Annotated in this window: 13 protein-coding genes and 1 other RNA gene; 4 read left to right on the top strand and 10 right to left on the bottom strand. The window is 47.4% G+C overall.

Features of this window, described 5'->3' with window-relative positions:
• Positions 1 to 371: 371 nt before the first annotated feature.
• Positions 372 to 730: RNase P RNA component class A (rnpB, locus tag QZZ54_RS13595), an RNA gene on the bottom strand.
• Positions 731 to 792: 62 nt separating this feature from the next.
• Positions 793 to 1,629: a 16S rRNA (cytidine(1402)-2'-O)-methyltransferase gene (gene rsmI / locus QZZ54_RS13600; RefSeq protein ID WP_290703239.1), complete on the bottom strand. Its 837-nt coding sequence runs from the start codon at positions 1,627 to 1,629 to the stop codon at positions 793 to 795.
• A gap of 39 nt (positions 1,630 to 1,668) precedes the next feature.
• Here rsmI and QZZ54_RS13605 point away from each other — a divergent pair, with 39 nt between their 5' ends.
• From QZZ54_RS13605 to QZZ54_RS13620, 4 genes are read left to right on the top strand one after another with little or no spacing between them, the layout of a single operon-like run.
• A complete protein-coding gene (locus tag QZZ54_RS13605; protein WP_290703240.1) occupies positions 1,669 to 3,483 on the top strand; it encodes a penicillin-binding protein activator in 1,815 nt (604 codons plus the stop codon).
• Positions 3,484 to 3,491: 8 nt separating this feature from the next.
• Complete coding sequence (locus QZZ54_RS13610; RefSeq protein WP_290703241.1) at positions 3,492 to 3,875, top strand: YraN family protein; 384 nt, start codon at positions 3,492 to 3,494, stop codon at positions 3,873 to 3,875.
• Between the two features lie 11 nt (positions 3,876 to 3,886).
• Positions 3,887 to 4,477 carry an SIS domain-containing protein gene (locus QZZ54_RS13615; RefSeq protein WP_290703242.1) on the top strand — a complete coding sequence of 197 codons (591 nt, stop codon included), beginning with the start codon at positions 3,887 to 3,889 and terminating at the stop codon, positions 4,475 to 4,477.
• A 3-nt stretch (positions 4,478 to 4,480) separates the two neighbouring features.
• Positions 4,481 to 5,047 (top strand): BON domain-containing protein, encoded by a 567-nt coding sequence (locus QZZ54_RS13620; protein WP_290703243.1) that lies wholly within the window; start codon positions 4,481 to 4,483, stop codon positions 5,045 to 5,047.
• A gap of 153 nt (positions 5,048 to 5,200) precedes the next feature.
• On the opposite strand, the gene QZZ54_RS13625 is transcribed toward QZZ54_RS13620, so the two are convergent.
• The 8 genes from QZZ54_RS13625 to zapE all read right to left on the bottom strand — a co-directional run bounded on the left by QZZ54_RS13625 (position 5,201) and on the right by zapE (position 11,822).
• Positions 5,201 to 5,611: a ClpXP protease specificity-enhancing factor gene (locus QZZ54_RS13625; protein ID WP_290703244.1), complete on the bottom strand. Its 411-nt coding sequence runs from the start codon at positions 5,609 to 5,611 to the stop codon at positions 5,201 to 5,203.
• Positions 5,612 to 5,671: 60 nt separating this feature from the next.
• The gene (gene sspA / locus QZZ54_RS13630; protein ID WP_290703313.1) at positions 5,672 to 6,301 is read right to left on the bottom strand and encodes a stringent starvation protein SspA; all 630 of its coding nucleotides are present in this window, start codon (positions 6,299 to 6,301) and stop codon (positions 5,672 to 5,674) included.
• A gap of 90 nt (positions 6,302 to 6,391) precedes the next feature.
• A complete protein-coding gene (locus tag QZZ54_RS13635; RefSeq protein ID WP_290703245.1) occupies positions 6,392 to 7,162 on the bottom strand; it encodes a cytochrome c1 in 771 nt (256 codons plus the stop codon).
• The gene (locus QZZ54_RS13640; protein WP_290703246.1) at positions 7,162 to 8,409 is read right to left on the bottom strand and encodes a cytochrome bc complex cytochrome b subunit; all 1,248 of its coding nucleotides are present in this window, start codon (positions 8,407 to 8,409) and stop codon (positions 7,162 to 7,164) included. Before QZZ54_RS13640 ends, QZZ54_RS13635 begins: the two co-directional genes overlap by 1 nt.
• On the bottom strand, positions 8,409 to 9,005 hold the full coding sequence (gene petA, locus QZZ54_RS13645; protein ID WP_290703247.1) for a ubiquinol-cytochrome c reductase iron-sulfur subunit: 597 nt from the start codon (positions 9,003 to 9,005) through the stop codon (positions 8,409 to 8,411). The genes QZZ54_RS13640 and petA overlap by 1 nt, the downstream gene beginning before the upstream one ends.
• 292 nt (positions 9,006 to 9,297) lie before the next feature.
• Entirely contained in the window at positions 9,298 to 9,690 is a 393-nt protein-coding gene (gene rpsI / locus QZZ54_RS13650; RefSeq protein ID WP_290703248.1) for a 30S ribosomal protein S9, read from the bottom strand.
• A 13-nt stretch (positions 9,691 to 9,703) separates the two neighbouring features.
• A complete protein-coding gene (rplM, locus tag QZZ54_RS13655) occupies positions 9,704 to 10,132 on the bottom strand; it encodes a 50S ribosomal protein L13 (protein WP_290703249.1) in 429 nt (142 codons plus the stop codon).
• Between the two features lie 580 nt (positions 10,133 to 10,712).
• A complete protein-coding gene (gene zapE / locus QZZ54_RS13660; protein WP_290703250.1) occupies positions 10,713 to 11,822 on the bottom strand; it encodes a cell division protein ZapE in 1,110 nt (369 codons plus the stop codon).
• Positions 11,823 to 11,980: the final 158 nt, after the last annotated feature.

Below are 11,980 nucleotides of genomic sequence, written 5' to 3' on the forward strand. Positions count from 1 at the left end.
TCTGCAATCCACTGAAGATATTTTAATAATTAGCTGTAGATCTCGCCGATAAGCCCTGATTTTTTTGAAGAGCTGTCGTGGGCAATCATTCATCTAAGTTTTAATACCTTCAATCTGTAATCCACTGAAGATACTGTAAAATTTGGTGTAGAGTTCGCCGATAAGCCCTGAGTTTTTTTGAAGAGCCGTCGTGGACAATCATTCATCCAGAGCTTGATACCTTCAACACTTCATCCATTGAAGATATTTTAAGAATTAGTTGTAGAGTTCGCCGATAGCCCTGAGTTTTTTTGAAGAGCCGTCGTGGGCAATCATTCATCTAAGTCTTAATACCTTCAATCTGTAATCCACTGAAGATACTGTAAAAATTGGTGTAGAGTTCGCCGATAAGCCGGGTTTTGTCGTGGACAATCATTCATCTAGGGCCTGCGTCGCCACAGGCCTCGAGCGACCTACCCGAATCCGATATGAGCCATACCTTCGTGGATTCCTATTTGGTCTTGCTCCAGGTGGGGTTTACCATGCCATGAAATGTTGCCACTCATGCGGTGCGCTCTTACCGCACCCTTTCACCCTTACCGGCTTTCTGTAAACAGAAAACGTAGGCGGTCTGCTCTCTGCTGCACTTTCCGTAGGCTTACGCCCCCCAGGCATTACCTGGCACCCTGCTCTATGGAGCCCGGACTTTCCTCCCCTCCTTTACAGGAGCGGCGATTGCCTAGCGAACTCTACGGCGCAAAGGATACCAGCACACCCACCATTAGCAAGCCAAAGATTAAAAGAGCTGATGAATTATTTTCGTTCAAGCGCCGCCTGATATAACACCTTCTTTTTAACACCTGTAATCCGGGCTGCTAACGCAGAAGCTTGCTTCACAGAAAGCTCTTCCAACAGAATATCCAGTACCTCACTACTCCGGGGGTCGAGCAAACTATCATCTTGCTCCGGCGCGCCTTCAATCATTAATACAAACTCACCTCTTCGCTGATTTGGATCAGCCTCAACCTGCGCAAGCACCTCTTCTGCAGTACCTCCAAGGAAAGTTTCAAAGGTTTTTGTTAATTCCCTGGCCAGTACAATCGAGCGTTCGGAACCAAAGGCCGTGACGATATCTTTCAGGCTATCGATAATTCGGTGAGGTGACTCATAAAACATAAGCGTTCTGGTTTCATTTGCCCGTGCTGCGTAGTAATTCAACCGCTGTTGAGACTTCGCTGGAGGAAAACCTTCAAAAGCAAAGCGATCAGAAGGCACGCCCGCCGCACAGAGCGCAGCAACCAAAGCACAACAACCAGGCACTGGTGCTACTTGAAACCCTGCAGCCCGCACTTCTCTCACAAGAATAAAGCCGGGATCAGAAATAAGAGGTGTCCCAGCATCAGAAATAAGTGCGATATCCTTCCCTTGCTGTAACTTTTCAATAATTTTTTGCTGTTGCTGGCGTTCATTGTGGTCATGAACTGCTATCATCGGCGTTTTGATATTAAAATGTGACAGCAAACGTCCACTGTGACGGGTATCTTCAGCTGCGATTAATGCAACAGACTCCAATATTCGGAGCGCGCGCGGCGTAATATCTTCCAGGTTGCCAATCGGCGTTGCAACTACATACAAAACTGCTTCGGACATCGGTATTCGAGCCATTTATAATTCAGGGTGTGAAAGTATATGACGTTTCCAAGTCGTCTGTCTCTTGTCCTAACCGCAAGCGCGGCACTTTTTCTAGCAGGCTGTGGTACTCAGACAACCAATATAGCCACCCAAAAGCCCGGTGACCCTATGCAACAGGTCGCCGAGCTGCTCTCAAAAGCCGAGACTGCTGCGCCAATAAAAAGCGCCCAGCTAAAAACAGAAGCTGCACGAAAGCTTATCCAATTAGGCCGTAAAGACGAAGCCGCACGCCTACTGGAAGAGATTGACCTGGAATATCTGACACCAGGATTACAATTCGAGATAGCTGAACTTAAAGCCCGCTCTGCCCTAGAACAACAGGATGGCCAGAGCGCATTGCGCTATCTACAACAACTCACACCAGAAACAACGATCAACCTGCCTGTAGAACAGCAATATAAAATCGGCGAAATGCAAGCAGACGCATATCGATATCAGCAAAACCCCCTTAGTGAACTGCTACAACTTATTCAACTCAGTAACTACAGTCTGAATGAAAAAACCGAAACACTGCATAATCGGATTTGGGATCTGCTTATCAAACTTCCCGCCCCCCAGCTAAAGCAGCTCAGTCAGCAACCGGACAACAGCTATTACCAACAAGGCTGGTATGAACTTGCATTAAGCACCACAACAGCACGAGATCTGGGGCAGCAAAATCAACTACTGCAACAATGGAACACCCTTTGGCAGTCTCACCCAGCCCAACAGACGCCACCATCAGCGCTATTAGCTGTCACAGCAACTGATACCCTAAGCGCTGACCACATCGCACTTTTCCTACCCATGAGCGGCAGCCTGGAAAAACCTGCCGAAGCGATCATAACCGGCTTTATGACTGCTCATTATAATGCCGTTCGTGCTGGTGATAGCACCGCCAAAGTCACGATGCTCGACTCAAACATAATTAAATCCCCCGAACAGCTCTATCAGGTAGCACAGGAACGCGGAATCGATCTGATAATCGGGCCGCTAGAAAAAGAGATGGTTGAAAGCCTGATTAATTTCGGTCCAGCGCCCATTCCAACATTAACACTGAACACCGTCGCCAACAGTCAGCAGGAAAATGTATACCAGTTCGGGCTCTCTATAGAAGACGAAGCATCGCAAGCGGCAGAACAGATCTGGCAGGACCAAAAAAGCAAGGCGCTTATCTACACCCCGGGAACCGACTGGGGGCAACGCGCTGCGGCAGCCTTCCAACAGCGCTTCACACAGCTTGGCGGTACCGTACTAGACAGTTATAGCTATGGGCGTGATGAAAACTACTCAGAACAGATCGCCAGCCTACTGGGAACCGAACAAAGCAATCAACGGCGCCAACAACTGATTAAGATTATTGGTGAAAGACCCGAATTTGAAGATCGCCGCCGTCAGGACGTCGATGCTATTTTTCTATCTGCCCTCCCCCAGGCTGCACGACAAATCAAACCTACGCTGGCGTTTTACTATGCTGGAAGAATTCCAGTCTATGCCACATCTCACATTTATAGCGGCAATGAAGCAGCCATCGAAGATCAGGATCTGAACGGCATTCGCTTTGTATCGACTCCCTGGATAAGTAGCGCCCCATCAGCTGCGCACTTGCAACTAGCTCAACAGCGAGACAATACTGACAGTCGTTATGGGCGCCTCTACGCACTGGGGATTGATGCATTCGGCCTATTCCCCTTCCTTGCCCAACTATCCGCATCGCCATCAGCTAAAATAGAAGGCGAGACAGGCGCACTATCAATCAGTGAAAACAATCAGATTGTACGCACCCTCAACTGGAATATTTTCAAGCAGGGAATTGCCATTCCAATGGAATAAGACACATTATGGACAGACAAAAAATCGGCAGGGACGCCGAACAAAACGCCCTTAACTATTTAAAAAAACAGGGGCTCAAGCTAGTAGAGAAAAATTACCGCTGCAGGTTTGGCGAAATCGATTTAATCATGCATCACAATGACCAACTGGTTTTTGTAGAGGTGCGCAGCAGACGCCACCAACAATGGGGCGGAGCCAGCTTTTCAGTTGATTATCACAAACAGAAGAAATTAATAAAAACAGCAAGTTACTTCCTCAGCCAGCAGAAAAGCAGTAACCTGCCAATATGTCGGTTTGATGTTGTCGCATTTGAGGCCAATAAGGACAACGGGAGTGGAGATTCCTGCCCTATATGGTATAAAGACGCCTTCAGACCTGAAGCCACTTTCTGACAGGAGCACCGATGGTACTTCAAGACCGAGTAATTAGCCTATTCCATAACAGCATGGAGGTTAATGCCCAAACCATCGAAGAATACACACCGCTAATCTCCCATGCCGGAGAATTGATGCTCAGCTGTCTTATGTCTGAAAATAAGATAATCTGCTGCGGCAATGGCGGCAGTGCGGCCCTTTCACAACACTTCAGCAGCCTGCTCATGAACCAGTTTCGCCACGAGCGCCCTGGTCTTCCGGCCATTTCCCTCAGTGCAGATGGCTCAGCTCTGACAGGCATCGCTCAAGATGGACAGTTCAATGATATCTTTTCCAAGCAGATCCGTGCATTAGGTCAGCCTGGCGACCTGCTGTTAATCTTATCCACAGACGGCAAAAGCTCCAACCTGGTTCAGGCAATTCAAGCAGCCCACGACAGAGATATGCTAGTAATTGCACTAACCGGGGGAACTAATGACAATATCCACTCTCTATTACTGCCAGATGAGGTGGAGTTTTGCATTCCAGCAGACGACCCAGCACTTATTTTCGGTGCCCAGACTTTAATTCTGCACGCTTTGTGCGACCTGATTGATTACCAACTTTTTGGTGGAGAATAATTAATGAAACGGATAATTATCCTGACGATAGCAGGCCTTATAACCAGCGGCTGCTCTACAATAGTCAGCAGCGTCAAAGAGGAACCCATTCAGGAAGTTCGCACCGACCGCACCACCGGCAGCTTTGTCGATGACGAACTGATAGAGATCAAATCCCACGTCAATATCAGCAAAGGCTCTGTAGAGCTCAGCAGCAGCCATGTCAGCGTAACTAGCTTTAATGGCGTGGTACTAATTGCCGGCCAGGTCGCTACTGAAGAAAGCCGCATGGAAGCCGAACAAATTGTTAGCCAGGTACGTAAAATTCGCCGGATTCACAATGAATTGACGGTAACCAGCCCAACTTCGACTCTCACCCGCGCCAGCGATACCTGGATTACTGCAAAAATCAAAGCTAACATGCTTGGCGATAAGCAAGTTGATGCCACGCAAATTAAAATCGTTACTGAGAACGGCGTCGTCTATTTGATGGGCCTAGTAAGCCGAATACAGTCTGATAACGCAATCCGAGTTGTCCGTGGCGTTAACGGAATTCAGAAGATCGTGAAAATATTCGAATATATAGATTAAGGGATACAGGAAGAAATACCCTCCCTAGTATTTTTGCTTTTAAAAAAACCGCCTGATGGCGGTTTTTTTATTTACAGAAGAAAAACTCACGACGGAAAGAATGAACACCGACAGTACTCGCGATGCCTTGACCAGAGGGCATGTAACTTCGCTTTACTTAACAACCTTAAGCGAAGGACGTGCTTTCGGCTTAGGGCCTTCTGGGGGTTTAGGATCGTTATCTGACCCCTCTTCCTCATGCAAAGCCTCAACACCCGGCTCTGAGCCAAAACCCATGCCCTGACCGTTCTCACGCGCATAGATAGCCAACACAGACACCATTGGCGCAAAGACATTCATCGGCACTCCGCCAAAGCGAGCACTAAAACTAACCGCATCATTATCGATCATTACATCTTGCACAGCAGACGGAGCAATGTTCAATACTATCTGCCCATCACTGATAAATTGCTGCGGCACCATTACACCCTGGATCTCAGCATCAATTACCAGATGCGGCGTCCAGCCACACTCTAAAATCCATTCATTTAGTGCCCGAATCAGATAACCACGACTAGATTGCATTATTACACTCCAAAAAAAAGGACGAGTAGATACTCATCCTTTTTGAAAAAACACTTACTATCAGTCACGCATTTCGCGCTCTTCTTCTGACAGACTGACCTGGAAAGACTCACGCTCAAATAAGCGAGTCATATACTTAATCAACTCTTTACTTTGAGCTTCTGGTAATTCAACACCCAGAATTTCCAAACGCCACAACAGCGGAGCAATACAGCAATCAACCAGCGTAAACTCTTCGCTCATGAAGAAATCTTTTTCACCAAAGATTGGCGAAACAGCCACAAGGCTATCGCGTAACGCTTTACGCGCCTCTTCAGCTTCGTCAGCATCCTCTGCGTTCAGAATAACATCTGCCAGAGCACACCAGTCACGCTGAATGCGATACATATACAAACGACTTTCAGCACGTGCAACAGGATAGACAGGCAGTAGCGGTGGATGAGGAAAACGCTCATCCAGATACTCCATCATCACATTTGGCTCATACAAAACCAGCTCACGATCCAGAAGGGTCGGCAGGCTGTTGTATGGATTCAGTGAAGCCAGATCCTCAGGCAAATTATTCGGATCGCAGTCATTGATCTCAACTGCAACACCCTTTTCCGCCAGAACGATACGCACCCGATGGCTGTAATGATCATTGCCATCGGAGTAAAAAGTCATAGACGAACGCTTGGCCACTACACCCATTAAATCACCCCGTTTCACATATTCCATAAAAAAAATATACGCGGACCGACAAAGTCGGACCGCGTATAGGCATTACTAACCGACAGACGTTTAGTGAACGTCTTTCCAGTACTCTTTCTTCAGTGCGTAAGCAAATACGAAGAAGATAGCCAGGAAGATCAGCACTTTATAACCAATTGCCTGAGACTCCATCTTAACAGGGTTACCCATGTAAGACATGAAGTTCACCAAGTCATAGATAGTTTTGTCGAACTCTTCAACAGACTGAGAACCTTTCTCAGAAATAGTCAGACATCCAGTACCAATCTGTAAACCAGTCAGAGGATCAATTTTACTCTCTCCCCCCTGATGCGCCATCTCTTCAGCAGAACAATTTTGCTTCTGAACACCTTGCAGACCTTCTAGAACGTTAGGCATACCAACATCCGGGAAGACAACATTGTTCACACCCCAAGGGCGCGCACTGTCTGTGTAAAAGCTACGTAGGTAAGTATAGATCCAATCTTCACCACGTAAACGCGTTTCAAGAGTCAAATCTGGTGGAGGAGTACCAAACCACTTGGCAGCATCATCCTGAGGCATAGCAATAGTCATCTGCTCACCAGACTTCTGCTCACCAAAGATCAGATTCTCAGCCATCAAATCAACCGGCAGGCCGATATCATTAGCAGCACGATCAAAGCGCTGGTAGTTAGCTGAGTGACAACCCATACAATGGTTTACAAAAGTCTTCATACCACGCTGCAAAGACTCCTGATTAGTGTGGTCAGCATCCATACTATCCAGATGCACCCCACCCGTACTCGCACTGGCTACCATAGGCACCAGCACCATAACGATTGCGATAAAAAACTTTTTCATTAGCCTGTCACCCTTTCTGGTACCGGTTTAGTGCTTTCCATTCTGGTGTAGAACGGCATCAGGAAGAAGTACGCAAAGTACAACCCTGTACAGATCTGTGCGACAACTGTACGACCTGGTGTTGAAGCAACCACACCCAAATACCCAAGAACAACAAAGCTCACAGCAAAGATAGCCAACCAAACTTTGCTAATCCAACCTTTGTAACGCATGGATTTAACCGGACTACGGTCAAGCCATGGCAGAACAAACAGAATAGCAATCGCACCACCCATCACAACCACACCTGGGAACTGAGAACCCAGAATTGGCGGAATCGCACGCAACATTGCGTAGAACGGCGTGAAGTACCATACCGGCGCAATATGCGGAGGCGTCTTCAGCGGGTTAGCAGGTTCAAAGTTAGGCTTCTCAATGAAGTAACCACCCATCTCCGGGAAGAAGAAGATGATCAAACAGAACACAAACAAGAACACCACAACACCTACAATATCTTTAACAGAGTAGTAAGGGTGGAAAGGAATACCGTCTAGTGGGACGCCATTCTCATCTTTCTTGTCTTTAATCTCGATACCGTCAGGGTTGTTAGAACCCACTTCGTGTAGCGCGATGATGTGCAGGACAACCAGCGCCAACAGCACTATAGGCAACGCAACAACGTGCAGAGAGAAGAAGCGATTCAGGGTAACACCTGAAATCACGTAGTCGCCACGAATCCACTCAGCCAGATCCGGACCAATAACCGGTATAGCAGAGAACAGAGATACGATTACCTGAGCACCCCAATATGACATCTGCCCCCATGGAAGCAGATAGCCCATGAATGCCTCAGCCATCAGCGCCAGATAGATCGCCATACCAAAGAGCCATATCAACTCACGCGGCTTACGGTAAGAACCGTACAACACACCACGGAACATATGCAGGTAAACAACAGCGAAAAATGCAGATGCACCGGTAGAGTGCATATAACGAAGCAGCCAACCATAATCTATATCACGCATGATATATTCAACAGAAGCAAACGCACCTTCCGCTGTTGGGTTATAGCTCATAGTCAACCAGATACCGGTCAGTAGCTGGTTAACAAGAACCAACATCGCCAGTGAACCGAAGAAATACCAGAAATTGAAATTCTTTGGAGCATAGTATTTTGCCAGATGATCATCCCACATCGCAGTGAGTGGGAAACGATCATCGATCCAGCCCATAACGCCTGGATTTCCTTTATTACGTGCGCCAGCCATTATGCAGTCTCCTGATCAACACCAACAATAATTACGTTATCGCTCTCATAGAAATGAGGCGGAACAACCAAGTTAGTTGGCGCTGGTGAGCTCTTCACAACACGGCCAGACAAGTCGAAGCGAGAACCGTGACATGGACAATAGAAACCGCCAACCCACTGAGGACCGAGATCTTCAGGTGCAACTTCAGGGCGGTAAGTCGGAGAACAACCCAGGTGTGTACAGATACCCACCAGCACAACGATATCTTCGCGAATCGCTCGAGCAGGTGTGCCCGGCACATAGTTAGGCTGCTGTGGAACCTCTGATTTTGGATCAGCCAGAGTATCATCAAGTGTCGCCAAATCAGCTAAAGCCTTAGCGTCACGACGAACAATCCACACAGGCTTGCCACGCCATTGAACGACAGTCTGCTGACCGTATTCAAGTTTACTGACATCAACTTTCACCGGTGCACCAGCAGTTTTCGCCTTTGCACTCGGATTCCATGAAGCCACGAACGGAACAGCTGCTCCTACGGCACCTACTGCCCCAACAGCAGAAGTGGCACCGATCAGAAGACGTCGCCGTCCCTTATTCACGCCGTCATTACTCATTAAGATTATCTCCCCTCACTCAACCTTTTAACCCCCGCGCTATTGCAGCGCAGCAATTGTCTAGTTGCTCAGTAATGAATACCGAATTAACGGATTTTTAAAATGGCCCAAATAATAATGAAATTCCCCTCTTCTTACAAGGCTAATTAGGCGTAAACCCCCCTTTTTACGCCTATAGTCGAGCTTGCTTTGACCTCACCCTGCGAGAGAAAAATCGAAACCAAAAAAAACGCCCGAACCATTGCTGGCGCGGGCGTTTTTTTGTGCGATACAGAAACTGTATCGTAGCGAATTAACGCTTGGAGAACTGAGGCTTCTTACGTGCTTTACGTAGACCCACTTTCTTACGCTCAACTTCACGAGCATCACGGGTAACGAAACCAGCAGCACGCAATTCTGGGCGCAGAGTTTCATCAAAAACCATCAATGCACGAGTAATACCGTGACGGATTGCACCAGCCTGACCGGTACCACCACCACCTTTAACGGTAATGTAAACATCGAACTTCTCATGGTTACCCGTCAGCTCAAGAGGCTGGCGAACGATCATGCGAGCAGTTTCGCGACCAAAGTAAACATCAAGCTCACGTTGGTTTACAGTGATTTTGCCTGTACCTGGACGCAGAAATACACGTGCTGTAGAGGACTTACGACGGCCTGTGCCGTAATACTGAGTTGTAGACATGTTGACCTGCCCCTTAGACGTTCAGTTCTTGTGGCTGTTGAGCCGCATGCGGATGTTCTGCACCAGCGTACACCTTCATCTTGGTGTACATAGCGCGACCCAGGGGACCTTTAGGTAGCATACCTTTAACGGCCAGTTCGATGGTGCGTGTTGGCTGAGTCTCAACCATCTTCTCGAAAGAAGTTTCACGCAAACCACCTGGGTAACCAGTATGGCGATAGTACATTTTGTCCTTACGCTTGTTACCGGTTACGTTAACTTTCTCAGCGTTAATAACGATGATGTAATCGCCAGTATCAACGTGAGGAGTAAATTCTGCTTTATGCTTGCCACGCAGACGACGAGCGATTTCAGTAGCCATACGACCCAGAGTTTTACCCTCAGCGTCGACAACATACCAGTCGCGTTTAACCTCTGCAGGCTTTGCGCTAAATGTAGTCATGATAATATTACCTATACATCAGTCTAAATACTTTAACTTCAACAAGTTATCAGTACTCGACGACCTTATAATTATTGGTTGTAAACCGAGGTCTACAACGTCAAAAATCCCCGGACCAGTCCGAAGGAGCGCGGATTATACTGCAACTGCGAAAAGATGCCAACTAAATTTAGCCGCTAGCTGCTAGAACGCGACTTCGTCGCTGCCAGACACAAAGCTTCGCTTTGCTTGCTAGAAAAGAACAAACAAAAACCAAAACGATAAAAGCGATTTACCACAGAGAACACAAAGGACATTGAGAAGAGCTTTCTAAAAGAATCTAACTCCGAAGACCTAGTATTCCAAAACAAAAAAGCCACCAACAGCAACCTTTCTTTTCTAGCAAGTCGCGAAGCGACGTCTAACCACTAGCAAGCGGCGAAGCCGCGTCTGACGACTATATTAACCTCATCGGCGTGAGGGCACACCTCCTACAAACACCTCACAAAAAAGCCACCAATAGGTGACTCTTCCGTTCTAGCAATTCGCGCAGCGATGTCTAACCACTAGCAAGCGGCGAAGCCGTGTCTGGCAACTGCCGTTATGCCCGATGCTCTTTCGCCAGGTATTCGTGCGACTGCATCTCTAGCAAGCGGCTCTGCGTTCGCTGAATTTCGAACTCCAATCGCCCTTCGCTGTAGATTTCATGAATAGATTTCTCAGCAGAGAGAATCAACTTCACACCACTGTCATAAAACTCATCTACCAGGTTAACAAAGCGGCGTGCCGCATCATCATTGTTACGACCCAGCTGTGGTACATTACTAATCAGTACCGCATGAAAAATCTTACCCAGCTCGATATAGTCGTTCTGGCTCCGAGGCCCTTCACAAAGCTCGGCAAAATCAAACCAGACAACATCCTCACAGCAGCGACGGAACTTAATATCGCGGCCATTAATATCCAACACGTCAGACTCGACCACTTCATCAATATCCGGCGCCAGACTTACAAAGCTTTGATTCAGACTCACATCAGCGGCATCATCCAGCGGGAAGTGATATAGCTCTGCTTGTTCTAGCGTACGTAAACGGTAGTCAACGCCACTATCAACATTTACCACTTCGGTGAATTTATTCAGCATATCAATTGCCGGCAGAAAACGAGCTCTCTGAAGCCCGTTCTCATACAAACCATCAGGGACGATATTTGAAGTTGCCACCAGCGACACGCCGTTTTTAAACAGCTCTTCAAGAAGACCGCCGAGAATCATTGCATCGGTAATATCGGTAACGAAGAACTCATCAAAACAGATTATCTGAAACTCTTCCGCATACTTCTTACCAATCGCAACCAGAGGGTTAGGCGTGCCGTCCAGCAGTCTCAGCTCTTTATGAACACGCTGCATAAAACGATGGAAGTGGGTACGCTCTTTGCGCTCAAACGGCAGGCTATCAAAAAAGGTATCCATCAGATAGGTTTTACCCCGCCCAACACCTCCCCAGAAATAGATCCCTTTTACCGGTTCAACCTGTTGCTTCTTAAACCTGCTGGATAAACGCCCCACCAAACCCACAGGCTTTGGAGCACGCTGCTGAGCTACCAGATCATCAAAAAGACGCTGCAGGTGCTTAACCGCAACTTCCTGAGCCGCATCGTAGGAAAAGTCATCCCGTTCAAGATCTTTTTTATAACGCTCTATAGGAGTCATGCTAGAAACCATACCATTCAAACTAAAACAGATAATAAAAGGAGCAAATCAAGGTTCGGCACTTTACTCCTCACACACGTTTTTTGCAATGCAACATAAGGCGAGACCAAAGGCTGAAGCCCAAACAATTGGCTTGCCAGATGCCCGTAAAGCAGCAT

The organism is Amphritea sp., assembly GCF_016744155.1.
In the GTDB taxonomy this organism is placed as follows: Bacteria; Pseudomonadota; Gammaproteobacteria; order Pseudomonadales; family Balneatricaceae; genus Amphritea.